This window comes from Leptolyngbya sp. FACHB-8 (assembly GCF_014695575.1).
GTDB lineage: Bacteria > Cyanobacteriota > Cyanobacteriia > Elainellales > Elainellaceae > Vacuolonema.
Genome location: NZ_JACJOO010000069.1, coordinates 12570 through 29754, shown reverse-complemented (window position 1 = coordinate 29754; position 17185 = coordinate 12570). Strand labels below are relative to the sequence as shown.

10 protein-coding genes and 1 pseudogene are annotated in these 17185 nt (G+C 50.9%); 7 read left to right on the top strand and 4 right to left on the bottom strand.

Annotated features, from left to right (window positions below):
- Positions 1-300: 300 nt before the first annotated feature.
- Complete coding sequence (locus H6F91_RS18635) at positions 301-3747, bottom strand: GAF domain-containing protein (RefSeq protein WP_190775331.1); 3447 nt, start codon at positions 3745-3747, stop codon at positions 301-303.
- Between the two features lie 34 nt (positions 3748-3781).
- On the bottom strand, positions 3782-5638 hold the full coding sequence (locus H6F91_RS18630) for an AAA-like domain-containing protein (RefSeq protein ID WP_190775330.1): 1857 nt from the start codon (positions 5636-5638) through the stop codon (positions 3782-3784).
- Positions 5639-6258: 620 nt separating this feature from the next.
- On the opposite strand from H6F91_RS18630, the gene H6F91_RS18625 reads away from it, so the two are divergent.
- Positions 6259-7122: a metal-dependent phosphohydrolase gene (locus H6F91_RS18625; RefSeq protein WP_190775329.1), complete on the top strand. Its 864-nt coding sequence runs from the start codon at positions 6259-6261 to the stop codon at positions 7120-7122.
- Positions 7123-7452: 330 nt separating this feature from the next.
- The gene (gene thrB / locus H6F91_RS18620) at positions 7453-8370 is read left to right on the top strand and encodes a homoserine kinase (protein WP_190775328.1); all 918 of its coding nucleotides are present in this window, start codon (positions 7453-7455) and stop codon (positions 8368-8370) included.
- 83 nt (positions 8371-8453) lie between these two features.
- On the opposite strand, the gene H6F91_RS18615 is transcribed toward thrB, so the two are convergent.
- Complete coding sequence (locus tag H6F91_RS18615) at positions 8454-9926, bottom strand: CoA-acylating methylmalonate-semialdehyde dehydrogenase (RefSeq protein WP_190775327.1); 1473 nt, start codon at positions 9924-9926, stop codon at positions 8454-8456.
- A gap of 291 nt (positions 9927-10217) precedes the next feature.
- On the opposite strand from H6F91_RS18615, the gene H6F91_RS18610 reads away from it, so the two are divergent.
- From H6F91_RS18610 to H6F91_RS18590, 5 genes and pseudogenes are all read left to right on the top strand, one after another.
- Positions 10218-10901: a response regulator transcription factor gene (locus H6F91_RS18610; RefSeq protein ID WP_190775326.1), complete on the top strand. Its 684-nt coding sequence runs from the start codon at positions 10218-10220 to the stop codon at positions 10899-10901.
- Positions 10902-11337: 436 nt separating this feature from the next.
- Complete coding sequence (locus H6F91_RS18605; protein ID WP_190775325.1) at positions 11338-12354, top strand: ABC transporter substrate-binding protein; 1017 nt, start codon at positions 11338-11340, stop codon at positions 12352-12354.
- Between the two features lie 194 nt (positions 12355-12548).
- Positions 12549-13343 (top strand): ATP-binding cassette domain-containing protein, encoded by a 795-nt coding sequence (locus tag H6F91_RS18600; RefSeq protein WP_190775355.1) that lies wholly within the window; start codon positions 12549-12551, stop codon positions 13341-13343.
- A complete protein-coding gene (locus H6F91_RS18595) occupies positions 13340-14140 on the top strand; it encodes an ABC transporter permease (RefSeq protein WP_190775324.1) in 801 nt (266 codons plus the stop codon). Before H6F91_RS18600 ends, H6F91_RS18595 begins: the two co-directional genes overlap by 4 nt.
- Positions 14141-14555: 415 nt before the next feature.
- A pseudogene (locus tag H6F91_RS18590) lies at positions 14556-14987 on the top strand (solute carrier family 23 protein); the annotation flags it as partial.
- Positions 14988-15262: 275 nt separating this feature from the next.
- Here the strand turns inward: H6F91_RS18590 and H6F91_RS18585 are convergent.
- Entirely contained in the window at positions 15263-17008 is a 1746-nt protein-coding gene (locus H6F91_RS18585; RefSeq protein WP_190775322.1) for a CHASE domain-containing protein, read from the bottom strand.
- Positions 17009-17185 lie beyond the last annotated feature (177 nt).

The following is a 17185-nucleotide window of genomic DNA, read 5'->3' as shown; positions in this document are numbered from 1 at the left end:
GGGTGTTGGTGTTTGAAGATTGTGATGAATAGCGAAAACCCTGCTTGGAGGCGCGTCGCCCTCCAAACCTCCCGACTGGGGGACGGGCGTCCCTCCCCCAGACCCCCTAGACAAGGAGGTTTTGCAGGGGTGGTGTTGGGCCGCTTCGCATCTGTGGGGTTTGAATCAGGTTTGGGTGGGGTTATAGTGATGTGCTCGATCTCTCCTCTCTTGGGAAAGGGCTGGGGGTGTGGGTTTGAGGGCGATCGCTAGAACCGGTAGCTTGGGTATACACAGGAGCCTAATGGGAGCGGAGGTCGGTTATATGGAGGAAGTGTTGCGGTTATAGCGTAGGGCTTCTTCCTGGCGTTTGACGGCGGCTAGGAGTTCTGCGTTTTGCAGGATGACTCCGGCCTGGTTGTTGAAGATTTCCATGTACTTCTGGTCGCTTTGGGTGAAGCTGATTTGATAGCAGTCGGGTACGGGTTGGCTATAGCTTAGGGGAGTTTCATCAAATTCGCCGGGGCGACGTTTATTGATCAGTTGGGTGACGCCGATGAGTTCGCCGTCAGGGTTGAGGACGGGCATGCAGAGAAGGCTGCAGGTGCGGTAACCGGTGCGGTGATCAGTTTCTTGTGATTTGGCGGAATTAGGGTCGTCGTAGAGGTCAAAGGGGATGTTGATAGGTTTGCCGGTTTCGGCAACCTTTCCGGCGTAGCCTTCTCCAACGCGGATACGAATTTCATGAAGGGTGCCGTCTCCGAAGGGGATTTTTGTCCAGAGTTCATGGGCGTCGCGATCGCGTACCCAAAGCGTGCTGCGATCGGCATTCATCAGCTCTTTTGCAGCGTCCATAACGCGTTGCACAATATCTTCGGGTTCTAAGCTGCCCTGGCTGACGGAGCGGGTGGCGGCCATGAGGGTGGCGGCGACACGTCGGCCTCGGGCGGTTTTGTGGTAGGAGAAGAAGCTTTCCAGGATCATGCGGATCATGGGGGCGTTGGCGAAGAATTGGTCTTCGTCGGCCTGACTGAAGCCTTGGCGATCGATTTTGTTTTCTAAGGAAGCGGTGGGATCGGGGGTGAATTTGAGTTTGTTGAGCAGTTGAATAACTGCGATGAGGTCGCCCTGCTCGTTGAACATGGGGATGGCGAGCATGGTGTAGGTGCGGTAGCGATTGCGCTTGTCCTGCTCTTTGGCGGTGGCGGAGCGGGGGTCGTCGTAGAAGTCGTAGCCGATGTTGATCACTTGTTGGGAGCGGGCAACTTCACCAACGATGCCTTTCTGGGCAGGAACGCGAATTTCCAGGGAGCGATCGCTCCCATCCGACTCCGCTACAATTGACCAAAACTCCTGCCGCTCCTCATCCAGGAGAAAGATAGTGGTGCGATCGGCTCGGAGGGAGCGGCCAATTTTCAGCGTGATCGATCGCAATGTAGTGTCGAGGATGTCATCGAAGCCCTGGTTATCCATCACCTGATTTAACAGAGTGAGGGTTTGCGTCACGATGTTGTGGGGCTGGTTTTGGCTCTGTTCTCTAATTTCGGCAAATTTCTTGGCATTTTGCAGGGCGACGCCGACCTGGGCGTTGAAGATTTGCATGTACTTCTGGCTGTTGGTGTCAAAGCTGGCATTAAAGCACTCTGGGGCTTCGGGCCAATCGGCGGGGTCATAGTCGGGATAATCGCCATGCTTGCGTTTGTTGACGAGTTGGGTGACGCCTAACAGGTCGCCATCGGGGCTCCAGACAGGCATACAGAGCAAACTACAGGTGCGATAGCCCGTCTTTTGATCGGTGAGTTTTGAGGTTTCGGAATCGGGGTGATCGTAGAGATCAAAGGGAATGTTTAGCGGCTCTTTTGTTTTGGCCACCATCCCCGCAAAACCCTGCCCCACACCAATGCGGACTTCTCTTTCTGTGCCATCCTCAAACAAAATTTTTGTCCACAACTCGTTATTGGATGGATCCAGAAGCCAGAGGGTGGTGCGATCGGCGTTCATCAGCTTTTTGGCCGCCTCCATAACCCGGCGAATAATCTCATCGGAATCGAGGCTGCTCTGGGAGATAGAGCGGGTGGCTTCGGTTAGGGCTTCGGATGCTTGCAAGCGTTGGGTGAGCTTGTAACACTCCTGGCAGCGGGCCAGAATATTGAGAATGGCCGGGGCATATTCCTCCAGTTGCTTTTCGTCGGCTTTGGTGAACCCTTGAGGGTTAACCCGTTCCCTTAGAGGCGCTTCGGGATAGGTGAAGCGCTTTAATTTATTCACCAACTGCAAGACAGCGAAGAGATTTTTGCGATCGCTCGACAACGGAAACAAAAAATTGCTGTGTACCTGATAGCTCCCGTCTGCTACCTGGGCTTCCTTGCGATCGCCCCACTCACTGTCGAACTGGAAGGAACCCTTGACCATGTTGCGAAAATACGTAACCTGTCCTTCGTTTCCTTTGTTGGCAATGACCTGAATTTCGGGTTCATCACTCCGTTCATACCAGGCGATGATTGACCAGATATCATTCTTCTCCTCATCAATGAAGAAGATAGTGGTGCGATCGACGCTCAGCAGTTCTCCTAAACGGAGGGTAATGGAGCCGAGAATTTGGTGGAGGACTTCGGCAAAATCCTTCCCTTCCATGACATTCAGCATAGAAAGCAGTTTCTTCTCCTGGTCAGCGACCACTTCCATAAAGTCAGCTTTCAGATCAATCAGCGCTTTATGAACCCAGGCTTGATTAAAAACTGCGGCATAAATCCGGTTTGAAATTTCCAGTTTGCCACCGTGTTTTACCACCAGGCCCGACAGCCGCAAATCCATCTGCTCAGATGTGTCAGAGGCTTCGATCTCGCCCCGGTTGAGGATTTGCTGATAGGTGTCGAGAAGGCCACGATGGCGTTGGCTAATGCGGAGGAGGCGATCGCGAATGCTCTTTAAGTGGGGCGGTTCATCCTTCGCTTCCCAGTTGTCGATCAGTCGGCTTTGCACCAGTTGCTGCACCCAATCAGCTTCTTTCCCGGCTGGAATAAATTCCTCAGAGGATGCAATTAGTTGACACAGTCGTTGTGTTAGAAAAGGTTGCCCCGCAGTCCAATCCAAAATAGCTTCGAGTACCGCGTGGGGGTTACTTGACTTGGGTTCCAGGCCCCAAGTTAGGGGTTCTGCTTCGGAGAGTTGGAACCCGTGGAGTTCGATCGCTCGGCCAATATTGAAGGGGATGTGGTGCTTGTCTTGAATTAAATCGGAGGGGCTGGCAACGCCTAAGAGAGCGAAGGTGAGGCGATCGTACTCACTACAACTGCGAATAAACGAAAAAAAGTCATCCGTTCGAAAATTGAGGCTGAGCATGCTGTCAATTTCGTCGATAAAGATAACGATTTTGCCGGATACACATTCCAGCAAAACCTCCTCAATAAACTCGCTTAGCTGCTGTAAGGGGGGCAAAAATTCCCGTTCGTGCAACCAGCTTTTCAAGTCCAATGGCAAGCGCAAAGCTCTGACCAGGCCGCGCATCAGTCCGGCATACCACTGCTCAGCCGTAATATCCTGGCTGCCAATGCGGGTTAAATCGAGCGCCACTCCCACAATTCCCTCGGCTTGCAACTGATGCATCGCCCGTACCCGCAGGCTGCTTTTGCCCATTTGCCGGGAATTTAAGACATAGCAAAATTCCCCGGATTTTAGGCCCTCATAGAGGTCATGGTCAGCCTGTCGAACCACATAGCTGGGTGCATTGACCGGTAAATGCCCACCAACCTTATAGGTGTAATACATAGGATGTTAAAAGTGACGAGGAAGCGAACAGGAATTAATTGAGGATGCGATCGCGAAAATATCGCTGATATAACTGAAAACGGGAGATTACTTCATTGCCCATTAATTCCACCAAGCCCAGGCTATGTAATTTGAATGCCAGCATGGATGCTAACTCTACAGGCTCATCCGTCGTCACCACCCGTTGAAAGGCTGTTGCTAAGTCTGGATGATTCTGTAAGTTCCACAAATGCCGTCGCAGGTGATCGCCATAGACGCCCGCTTCTGTAGGAGCCGTTTCGAGCAGTTTGTCCAGGGTGAGTTGTTGCTGGGCAATGTGGTAGAGGGCCACCCGCACGAGATAGGGATGCCCTCCCACCATCTGCATCAGCTGCTCAACCTCCCGAGACGACCAATTCAGTCCATGCCGCAAACTCAAGTCGTGCACCTGAGCTGCGCTAAATTCTGATAACTCAATCGGCAACCCTACATTAAAGGGCGATTGGTTCACGTCTAACGGAATGTAGACTTCTGTGGAATGCACTACTATTAGCCGTAACTTTTCCCAGAGCTGGCTATCACTGCTGCCGTAGCCCGCTTCCTCATACCAGGCCCGCAATAGCCCAAAGAAGTCGTCAGCAATCTTGGGATATTGAAATACTCGATCCACTTCATCGAGCGCCAGCACTAGCGGGGTTTCGATTTCGGACAGCAAACAATCCTCAAAGTAAGCGGTGCAGTTGTCTTTGCTGCCGTAGGTGTCTGACCAGACATGCTCGACGCTATAGGGCAGGTGCAAACGCCGCGCGATTCGGCCACAAAACCATTGCAGCAGGTGATTGAGGTTCTCAAAGACGGCTTTATCGGCGTGCTGAAAACTGAGGGGAACGGTGAGCAACCCTCGCTCTCGCGATCGCTCCAAAATACGCGACATGAGAGAGGTCTTGCCCATCTGCCGGGGGGCTTTAATCCGAATCAGTGTGCCAGGCTCCATGATTTCGCGGTAGCACTGGGCTTCGTAGGGCGATCGCTCCACATAAAACGGCGAGTCTAACCGTACCTGCCCTTGGGGAACTTCGGGGTCAGCGACAGGGTAGGGGGGTAAGGGGGCCGGGGAGTAGGGGAGCGGAGGGGGAGGGGAGCAAGAGGGAGCGGGGAGCAGGTGTGAACTGTTGGTTGAATCGCTGCCCAAGGTTGTGAGAATGTCTTTGATGATGAAGTGGGTGTCTTGGGGGGAACGCCAGGACCATTGATGGGCGGTGCTCAGGTAGTTTTGTAGTTCGACATTGAGAGGCATGTTGGGAGGGCAGTTGATCTGAATGGCGAGAACAGTGGGGATTTGGTTGCCCTGGAGTTCCTGCAACTCTTTGACCCGCCGCAGTTCTTCGAGAACCATTTCGCTGAAAACAGCTTGAGGTGAGAGTAACACCAGAAAATAGTGGCAGCGGGACAGATGGGTATTGAGACGGGTGAGCCAGTCTTTAGCTGAATCCGCGGGTGGATCAGGGTTGAGGAAGACGGAGTAGCCTTCGGCGGCGATCGCCTCTTTTAAGGCTTGAGCCAACTGAATATCGGGCTTTTGATGCTGATAGCTGATGAAAACTCGCTGTTCTGAAGGAATTGGAATGGCTGGACTACCTTCAGTAACAGATGAGGTTTGACTGAAAGCGCGCTCTAACGCCCCCCGGAACATCTTTTTAGTCACCTTCTCTCCGAGAGCCGCAGATAATTTTTGCCAGAATTTGTAACCCACGTATTTCTCGACATATTCAGGATTACTGGGGTAGATTTCCTCATAGGTTTTCTGTTGCCAGGAACCAATGAAAATATCTCGTTCCAGATCACTCAAATGTTTGCCGGTCTGGTTAAAAATTAGGTTTTCAGTAAACTCTAAAGCAACGTTGACATCCATACATTTTCAGGAACATTCGCAGGTGAAATAGGGCTAGGGCCAATGACCGTAACCGAGGACTGGGTGATCAATTGCTGATTTTCTGGATTGGGGGCAGAATCCGTTGTTGTACTGAAAGTGACCTAATTGTAGGCCGGATGGATGTCACAACTTGAGATCCAGATCACAGGAAATACGGTTGATCTCCGTGTTCCTACAGGTCATAGCACTAATCCCAAAGGCGCAATACCATGATTTCCCAAGGATTCTCGCTGATAGCCGGGCTGAGAATTCATGAGGTTTTATGGGTTATTTTTACGACGCAGACACCCTGAGATACGGAAATTTATCAAGCTAGGAGAATGTTTGAAAAGCCCCGAAATGGCTTGATTTTGCGTATGCTTAGCGCATGCAAAACTAACTTTTCAAAGACGCTCTTATAATCCTGCCCCGCTCGTTGCACGGCGGTGCAGGATTTTGTTGCTAATTACGTTACAGAAAATGCTTGAGTCGCAATTTCCTGCCCAAATACTAAATTACAAGGGCAACCGCAAAAATTATGACTTTTTTTGGTGTTGTCTATATGAATTTTTGGAGATAGTGGAGGCGGTTCAGAACAGGCATTCTCAGAGGAGTAGGTAATGTTTGATATCACCGCCGTGATGATACAAAACTGCATCGATCGCTTGATTGAAGGCTATTACCACGTCTATGGCAGCTCCCATTCCCGTAACCTTTGTAGCCAGCACATAGATGTGCTTCAAAAGGTCGCGACCCTAACATTATCGACCCTGGCATTTAGCGATGCGCCCTACCACGACATCGAACACACCATTCTTGTCACCCTCGTTGGGCAAGACATTTTGCGCGGTAAACAGCGACTCGAAGGCAACGTAACCCCCGAAGATTGGTTGCATTTCATCGTGGGTTTGCTATGCCATGACATTGGCTATGTCAAAGGGGTTTGCCGCCTCGATCGCCGTCGTGAACGGCTCTTTGTTACGGGTAAAGATTGCAAATTTATTGCGTTGCCCATTGGCGCGACAGATGCCAGCCTCGCTCCTTATCATGTCGATCGCAGCCAGCAATTTGTTGATGAGCATTTGACAAGCCATCCGTCAGTCGAGGGCGATCGCATCAAAGACCACATCGAATTCACCCGCTTCCCAGTTCCAGCGGTTGCCCTCTATCAAGATACCCATCACTATCCTGGCTTAACCCGTGCTGCCGATTTGATTGGCCAGTTGAGCGACCCCCGTTATTTACAAAAACTGCCAACCCTCTTCTACGAGTTCCAGGAAATCGGCATGACCGAGCGCCTCGGCTACCGCCACCCGAGCGATATGCGAGCAGCCTATCCCTCCTTCTACCGCAACATTGTGCGCCCCCTCATTCAAGACGCCTTGCTCTACTTAGAAGCAACCCAAGACGGCCGCCAAACCATCCGAAACCTGAAAATGAACCTATACCGAGTGGAGTGCGATCGCCCCCTCCTAGCCGCCTAAAACACCGATAGAGCGGTCCATGCAACGACATCACCCACACCTGATCCAAACCCCACAGGTGCGAAGCGGCCTGACACCACCCCTGCAAAACCTCCTTGTCTAGGGGGTCTGGGGGAGGGACGCCCGTCCCCCAGTCGGGAGATTTGGAGGGCGGCGCACCTCCAAGCAGGGTCTTTACCAATGCAGCAAACAAAACGCGTCTAAAGTCCAGTACATTAAGGGATGTTTGAAAATTCCCGGCAACCGTTGATTTACATGCGCTACACCCGCAAAAAATCAGCCTTACAAAAACGCCCCGGGAAAACCCGTCTTTTGTATTGAATTGGATTGATGACAATGCCTGATTCCGTTGTTGTAACCGTACCGGGAACCACCTCAAACGTAGGGCCGGGTTTCGATTGTTTAGGTGCTGCACTCACCCTATACAACCGTTTCCAGTTCACCCGAGCGGAATCTGGCTTACAAATTGACGTAACCGGAGCCGAAGCCGATCGCGTCGTACGCGACGAGTCCAACCTGGCCTACAAATCCTTCCTCAAGTTCTTCGACCACATCGGCCAACCCGCACCGGGCTTGCATTTATCCATTGACCTTCAAGTCCCTCTCTCCCGTGGTTTGGGTAGCTCTGCCACAGCTATCGTTGGGGGCTTAGTGGGAGCCAACGCTCTGGCAGGCTCACCCCTGAGCCAGGAGCAGGTGATGGAAATGGCGATCGCCATCGAAGGCCATCCCGACAACATCGTTCCCGCTCTCCTCGGAGGCTGCCGTCTCGCTGCCGAAAGTGAGGGCGAATGGACGATTTGCGAGTTACCCTGTCATCCCGACATTGCATTTGTGTTGGGCGTTCCCGACTTTGAGGTATCTACCGCTGAAGCACGCCGCGTGTTGCCCCAGGAATACAGCCGGGCTGATGCCATTTTTAACATGGCTCACTTGGGTTTGCTGGTACGTGCGTTGGAGACAGGTAATCCTGACTGGCTCCGTAGCGCTTTGAAAGACCGAATTCACCAGCCCTACCGCAAATCGTTGATGCATGGGTTTGATGCAGTGCGGGAGGGAGCGATCGCCGCTGGAGCTTATGAGTTGGTGATTAGCGGGGCTGGGCCTACATTGTTAGCGATCGCTCACCCCTCCCATGGAGAAAAGATTGCCCAGGCGATGCAGGCGGCCTGGACAAGTCAATCTATCCAATCGGAAGTCAAGGTTTTAAAGATAGACCCTACAGGAACGCGTATTGAGACGCCTTAGGAGTTGTAAGAGGTTCTGAGAGGTTAGAAACCCGGTGTTTGTAGAAACATCGGGTTTCTTAGTCCCTGGTTTTGTCGTGGGGGTTAAAACTGCCGTGACCAGTCCTGGAACCAGCGCTCGATTACGACCTTCGTTTGCGTGAAAAATTCAACTGCATGGCGGCCTTGCCCATGTAAGTCTCCAAAGAAGCTATCTTTCCAGCCGCTGAAGGGAAAGAAGGCCATCGGGGCTGCTACTCCAATATTGATACCAATATTTCCAGCCTCGGCTTCGTAGCGGAACTTGCGGGCTGCTGCGCCACTGCTCGTGAAAAGACAGGCCATGTTACCCCAGTGGCCGCTATTGACGAGGGCGATCGCCTCTTCAATCGTCTCCACGTTCAACATCCCCAGTACCGGACCAAAGATCTCTGTTTGAGCGATCAGGCTATCGGGCCTGACGTTTTGTAAAAGTGTGGGCCGTACAAAGCTACCCTGCTCATAGCCGCTTACCTGAGGACTGCGACCGTCGATCAGCACCTTTGCGCCCTCCTCGACGCCCTGAGCAACCAGACTCTCAATTCGCTCCCGACTGGCATGATTGATGACGGGTCCCATTTGTACGCCTTCATCCAACCCAAAACCGACCACGCGGGATTTGGCCCCTTCGGCGATCGCCTCCGTAAATGGCTCTTTCGCTTTACCCACCGTCACCATCAGCGAGGCAGCGAGGCAGCGCTGTCCGGCACAGCCAAAGGCACTATCCAGCGTGATACGAGTCGTCATATCCAGATCCGCATCCGGCAGAATGATGATCGGGTTTTTCGCGCCGCCCTGGCACTGCATCCGCTTCCCATTAGCAGCACCACGACTGTAGACATATTTGGCAACGGGACTCGACCCAACAAAGCTAATAGCCCGAATGGCTGGATGATCTAGAATCGCATCCACCGCTTCCTTCGCACCGTTGACCAGGTTGACGACCCCAGCAGGAAGCCCTGTCTTCTCGATGAGCTGCATCACCTTTTGCAGGGTCAAAGGAACCTTTTCCGAGGGCTTAATGACGTAGGTGTTGCCACAGGCGATCGCATAGGGCAAAAACCAGAAGGGAATCATGCCGGGGAAGTTGAAGGGGGCGATCGCGGCACACACTCCCACAGGTTGACGAATCATCATCTCGTCAATGCCCCGCGCAATGTCCTCCAGCACATCCCCCTGCATCAGCATGGGAACCCCACAGGCAACTTCCACGTTTTCAATCGCCCGCTGCATTTCAGCCCGCGCTTCCCCAAAGGTTTTGCCGCACTCCAACGTAATGGTGCGGGCTAACTCATCCAGGTTCTCTTCCATTAAACCTTTAAGTTTGAAGAGGTATTGCACACGATCGTTAGGAGGCACCCGTCGCCAGGATTTGAACGCCTCGGCAGCAGCGTTGGCGGCGGCATCAACTTCGCTTCCGGGGGAGAGGGGCACTTGCGCCAGAATCTCATTGGTGGCCGGGTTAATGACATCTAATGTCTCCGTCGCGTTGGAGTCACACCAAATGCCATTGATGTAGTTTTGTAATCGTTCTGCCATAGCGATCGCCCACACCCATAAAACGCTTTCCTCAGAATAGCAATGACAGCGTAGTGGCGGAGGCGGGTGCTCTATTTGATCTCCTCAAAAATAGAGAACGCATCGACACAATTAAACAAATGTATTAAAGACAACAATTTGCTTGTTTTCTCTATAGCAGGATGGAAAAACTTGAGGGAAAACGGCATGTCATAGCTGATTAAATTTTGGCCTTGGCAAACGCTTAAACCACCCGTTCAAACATCACCTCAATTCAATGACCTCACGGTAGAAGCATACGGAAGATCGACGATGCGAATTCTGTTGGTCGAGGACGATAACCAACTGTCTGAATCGTTGATGGAAGCCCTGACTGCTCAACGGTACAGTGTGGATTGTGTGCGGGATGGCGAAGCAGCCTGGGAGCAAACGCAGGCCTTTCAATATGATTTGCTCCTGCTCGATGTGACCCTGCCAAAACTGGATGGAATCTTGTTATGCCAGCGGTTGCGCGATCGCGGTAACTTTACCCCTGCGCTCATGCTCACTGCCCGTGACACCAGCCTGGATAAGGTGATGGGCCTGGATGCCGGGGCCGATGCTTATATGGTGAAGCCGTTTAACTTGCAGGAATTACTGGCTCAAATTCGCGCTTTGTTACGGCGGGGGCAATCAGGAATCGCACCTATTCTACGATGGGGCGATTTGTCCCTGGACCCGGCTACCTATGAGGTGATGTATGGGCGATCGCCCATCCACCTGACCCCCAAGGAGTTTGCTCTTTTGGAAGCCCTTCTCCGTTATGGAAAGCGAGTGCTCAGCCCTTCCGCCATGCTGGAGCAGATTTGGACATGGCAGGAATTACCGGAAGAATCCACCATCAAAACCTATATCAAGAACCTGCGGAGCAAACTTAAAGCGGCTGGAGCACCGAAGGATTTGATTGAGACGGTCCATGGCGTTGGTTATCGATTGAAATCATTGGATTTCTATTAGAAAAAATCGCTCTTTTGAAAGCCTGTTTAACTTGATTTCCTGACTGCCAGAAACCCGGTGTTTTTAAAAACACCGGGTTTCTTTGACTTGAACAGGACTTACACATTTGTGTTGTGGGTGGGGTGCTTCGCACCCCACCCACAACACAAATACAATATTGAATTCATTAACTTCTGCTATCTATACCCATGGCCATTCTTACTCTAACGAAAATGCTGTCGCTATAAAGAAATCATGACATTCTCCACGATTTCTTCACCAAATTATCCCTAAAACGTTCACGCCGAATCGATACGCTAATCCATAAATTTCAGGCGGGGAGTATCAAAGTCATACAGATTCGGTCATTCGAAACACCCAGTAAAAATCTGTATCGTTTGATGCATTTCATGAATGAATCCTAGTCTTATTTCGATTATTTGTAAAGGAGAGAACGATGATCATTCACAGACGGCATTTTCTTCAATTGGGCGCAGGAGTCGTGTTGGCGATCGCTGCCCACGGTTGCACTAAACCCGAAGCTGAAACATCCGGAGCCAACACTACAACAGCTGAAGATCCTGGAAAAATTACCATCGGTTTTTGGCCTGTTGCATCAGGTTTGCCGTTATTCGTAGCTGAAAAGAAAGGATACTTTAAAGACGCCGCTTTGAATGTAGAAGTGGCAAAATTTGCTTCTCCTAACCAGGTGGCAGAAGCTCTCATTGCGGGAAGACTTCAAGGCACCGGTAACGGGGTAGCCAGTGGCGTATTAGGGTTATCAGAAATCACCTCGCCTGGCCTTTTCAAAATCATTGCAGCTAATCCTAGCAACGTCGATTACAAGCTAGATCAGGTAATTGTTGCCAAGAATAGTTCCATTCAATCCATCGCTGATTTGAAGGACAAAAAGTTTGCTACGGGTCCAGGAGCGCAGAACTTAGCGATCGCCCAGGCTATCCTCACCGCTGCTGGTGTTACTAACCCCCAGGTGCAACAACTGGAAATTCGTCAACACGTTGCGGCTATCGAAGCAGGCCAAATTGACGCGGCTTATACTCTAGAGCCAACAGGTACCGTAGGCGAGCTAAAAGGTATCACACGCACCTTGGAAAATGGCGTGGTTTCCAAATATATTTTGGGCGACCCCAAGGCTCCCTGGTTTGGAGGTGCGGCGGTTCTCAGTACCCAATTTATTCAGCAATATCCTGAGACAGCCAAGACCTATATTGAAGCCTATCGTCGCGCGGTGAATGACATCAAAACGAACCCGGATGAAGTGCGTCAATATCTGGTTGGTTATACCGCGATCGAAGGGGATTTGGTTGAAAAAGTGCCCATGGTGGATTATCGGATGTACGACGAATTCACGCCTGAAGAAGTGGGTCAATTTCAAAAATTCTTTGACTTCATGACCGAGAAGAAGGTGTTCGAAAAAACAGTTGATGTTAAAGGATTGCTCTATGCAGGCTAACACCAGGTCTTTGGGATGTATAGAGGTGAATGGCTATTCACTCCGGGAGGGCCATCTGGTCTGCCGAGATGAATGGCGAATGGCACCTGCAAATCCACTACGTAGGAACAAATGGCCTTTTGCCCCTACAGAAACTATCTACTCAACAGGTCAACCTTCGCCATTTCACAATTCACCCTTCTCCTAAAACCACCATGGTTTCTGACACACGAATAGAGTCAACGATCGCCCCTCCTGACCATTTCATTTCTGTTCAAGGTCTTTGCAAATCCTTTGCAGGGCAACCCCTGTATCAGGATTTCAATTTAGATTTACCAAATAATCAATTGGTCTCAATTTTTGGGCCCAATGGTTGTGGCAAATCCACTTTAATCAACATGATTAGTGGCTTGATTCCGTGTGATCGCGGCGAAATTCGCATCAATGGTAAACCCATTCGTCGGGCTCGCATCGGTTATGTGTTTCAAAACTATCGCGACTCAATGTTTCCCTGGCTCAGTGCCTACGACAACATTGCCTATCCTCTGCGAACCAAAGGTGTGCCGGAGAAGGAGTGTCGCGATCGCATTGATCGCCTCCTCAGCACCTTTAATATTCGCCTGGATTTGAAGCGTTACCCCTACAGCTTCTCGGGTGGGCAACAACAACTGGTATCCATCCTGCGAGCTTTAGTCGCTGATCCAGAAGTTCTCTTTCTGGACGAGCCCTTCTCGGCTCTGGATTTTGAAACGACGCTATTCGTGCGCGACAAACTGCAAGAAATATTTATGGCGACCTCCATTCCCATGTTGATGGTGGTGCACAACCTGGAGGAGGCCGTGTTCCTGGCGGATACGATTCTGCTATTGAGCAAGCGTCCTACCCATCTCGTGGAAGCGGTTTCCTTCAAGGTTCCTCGTCCCCGTACCCCCGATACTCTCACATCCCCTGAATTTATTGAAGTGAGCCGCCATTGTTTAGATATTTTTCGTCAGGAGATGCGGAAATGACGACATCCCTTCGCTCTAAGCAGCGTGTGCAATCCTTTTCGGTCAAGATGGGCGATCGCCTACTCCCCTTCATCGGCATCTTCGCTCTCTTTGGCCTTTGGTGGCTCATCGCTATCTCCGGCTTCGTCAATCCTGTTCTCTTGCCGACGCCTATCGCGACTCTCACCACCTTAATCGGCGGTATGGTTACGGGCACCATGTTTGGAGATTTTTTAGCAACGGTGCTACGAACCTTCGGCGCATTCCTCATGGCCGCTGCCCTGGGAGTACCCATCGGGGTTGCCCTGGGTAGCTCTGAGAAGCTTTACCGCAGCGTGGAATTTCTCATTGATTTCTTCCGTTCCACGCCTGCCAGTGCGCTCATTCCCATGTTCATTCTGTTCTTTGGGATTAGCGATTTTTCAAAGGTTGTGATCGCTGCTTTCAGCGCATTTCTGCTAATTGTGTTCAACAGTGCTTATGGTGTGTTGAATGCAAAGCAATCCCGCATTCTCGCTGCGAAGGTGATGGGTGCCAACCCCTGGCAAATCTTCAAAGATGTATTACTGATGGAAAGTCTTCCACAAACCTTTATCGGTTTGCGTAGCGGTATCAGTATCGCTCTCGTTATCGTCATCGTTGCTGAAATGTTCATCGGCACCGAGCATGGTTTGGGAAAGCGTATTATTGATGCCCAACAAATTCTCAATGTGAAAGATATGTACGCTTCTATTTTGGTGACAGGTATTCTGGGCTACTTCCTGAATATGCTCTTTCTCCTGCTCGAAAAACGCGTCATCCATTGGAGTGGGAAATAAGCAGCCCAAACATGGTTATGTTGGCCCGCAATTCATTTGTGGGCAGGCCTGAAAAAACGGCTCTTTCAGCTAGCTCTAGGAAACCTGAACGTTATCTGATCGAACTCATATTTTGTATTAAAACCTTGATATTGCTGATGCTTTGCGATCGCAGAATCAAACCTTTGAGTTTTGTTTTGAATAACTTGAGTTCGGGTTAAGGACGTTTTCGAGTGCCGCGCAACGCGCGGCACTCGAAAACGCTCATTTTGGCGTGCACTATGTGCACGCCAAAATGAGCACTTCAGCTTATCCCGAACTGAGGTTGAATAGGTGCAAGATGTATGTTCAATTACTTTTCGGAACTATTACTCGCGTTTACAATATGGCAGCTTGGAGTTGAAAAATAGTGTAGTTGGGAGGTGGTCGCAACCCTATGGTACAGCGGGAAGAATCCAACATTTTACACAGCCTTGAACTACCAGAAGCCGAAGGTTTTCCAGAGTTATCGGCAACAAGTTCTGAATTAATCTACAAATTGCATGACAGACCCCCGTTGCTGGAGTCAATTTTTGTTGCTATTCAGCATGTTTTAGCCGCCTTTGTTGGGATTGTGACGCCACCTCTGATCATTAGCACTAGCCTGGGGCTAGATCCTACAAACACCAGTTTTATTGTCAGCATGTCACTTTTGGCCTCTGGTATTTGCACCTTTATTCAATGCAAAACGTTTGGGCCTGTTGGCTCAGGACTGCTCAGTTTGCAGGGGACTAGCTTTGCATTTCTCGGTGCCATTTTGGGCGTAGCTGGTACTGCGATTGATGCCGGAAGAACCCCCCAACAAGCTTTAGCATTAATTTTTGGCGTTCAACCCGCCATTATCAAAAATATGTTTGGTTCTGCTACCTCAACAGGTGGTTTGACGGCCATCTTGCTCAGCTGGCTGCTACCTCAAGCTCCGCAAGCGGCTAATTCCATGCCACCAGTAGACTCGGAATCGTTGTAGCAAATTAACGTGAAACTGCCCGTCATGAGAGCGGTAGTGTGTACGCGCCACCTCTCTCATTTCGTTAGGCCAAAAGGAGTGGCGCAACACCCTGCCTCACTCTTTTTGGCCTGATGAAATTGACTATGAGTAAGCGTTTATTCCAGCGGTAATGTTACTGCTACCGTCGTCCCTTCGCCTTCCCGGCTGTGGATCGCCCATTGTCCCCGATGTAACTCCACACAGGTCTTCACGATCGCCAATCCCAAGCCCGTCCCCGTCACATTCCCTACATTGCTGCCACGGTAAAAGGTTTCTGCAATTCGTGATTGGTCTTGTACTGGAATACCAATGCCGCGATCGCTCACCTCAAACATTACCACCCGGCCATCCGAAGTTAGGGTGAATTGAATGGGGGCATCAGAGGGGGAATATTTGGATGCATTGGAAAGTAGATTGGTGAGGAGCGATCGCAACAACCCTCGATCCAAAAATGCTTTCACCGATCCACTACTCTGCCACTGGATGGTCTGAGGGACATCCGATTGCATCTCTTCAAGCAATTGTTGGCAAAACTCATGGACATCCAAGAGTTCAGGGCGAAACTCCAGGCGGCCTACTTCAGCGCGGGTTAGTAACAGGAGATCGGTGATCTGCTGACCCATCCGCTTTGCCGCTGAGTAGATGCGTTGAGTATTGGCCTGCTTCTGTTCCTCCGATAACGTGCGCTGATTGAGTTGAAGCGATTCACTCGATAACAGGATTGTACTCAGCGGTGTGCGCAGCTCATGGGAGGCCATGGAGAAAAAGCGAGATTTTAAGTCATTGAGGCTGCGGGTTTGCTCCAGTTCGCGGTTAAGGCGATGGAGGAAGAGGACCAGCCCACTGGTAAGGAGCAGGCCGCTGATGAGAGTGGCGATCGCTCCATACTCCCGCTCCAGGGGATAAGTCGTTGCCGGGGAAAACACAATCTGCCATTTCCGTTCACCCACGGCTAATGTTTGGCTACAGTTCGTTACCCACGGGCAGAGGGAGTCGTACAGTCCATCGGATGGAGCTGTTCTATCTACCGTGACAACTTGTTGGAGCGCTGCTTCATATCGGCCTAAAAACTGCTCTGTCGGAGCTGCGTTTTGGTCATAAATCGAGAAATCGATGTCATATTGCAACTCCTGAAGCGCTTCTTCCACCACGTCAGATACGCGAAATACCCCAAGCAAGAAGCTGCTGAGATTCCGTTGTTGCAGCGTATCAGAGGTTGGAATACCATTCTCTCGGTATAGCGGTAGAAAGACCAGAAACCCAAACTGGTCACGGGTTTCCTGGACTAAACGAATACGGCCCGTGGCTGTGATTTTACCGGCATCTCTGGCCTGAGCGATCGCCATCCCCCGTGTTGCATCCGAATTCAGGTCATACCCTAGGGCTGACTCGTTGCCCGCTAAAGGTTCCAGGTAGGTAACAGGGATGTAGTAGGGGCGATCGCTTGCCCGCATTAACGATCCATCACTGCCCAGTTCTGTAATCTGGAACCCTGAAAACCCACTTGCCTGTAAGTTTCGTTCATAGGTGGGTCGTTCTGTTAGGGTTACGATGGGTGCCCATTCAAGAGCCTGGATACCGGAGTAGATTTGCAGCGATCGCCCCGCAAACTCAGCAAACTCCTGCCGATCCACCTCCTGGCTGGCACCATAAAAATCCCCCAAAAACGCCAGCATATCCGTATAGCGATTCACGCTCCGCTGAAGCGCCGTTCCCAAATTCTCAATTTGCCGCTGAAACTGTAATTGCCGCCGCGATGCTTCCCACTGGTTGACCAGCGTTGCAGCGAATATCGACAACCCCACACCCAAAAACAGCGTTAAAGCCACAGTAATGCGATAGTGCGGGAAGGTTTTAATCATTTTAGAAAGAAGGCAGAGAGCAGAAGGAAAAACAAAGGAATTAGGAAAAATTAGTCTGAATAGATGTAAGCCAATTTACCCGATCGGGTGAACCGATCTATTGAGATTAATCAGAGGAGGTAGCAATGGGAACAACATCCTAAACTGCGGTCATAGGGTTTAGTTCCTGTTAGGCAG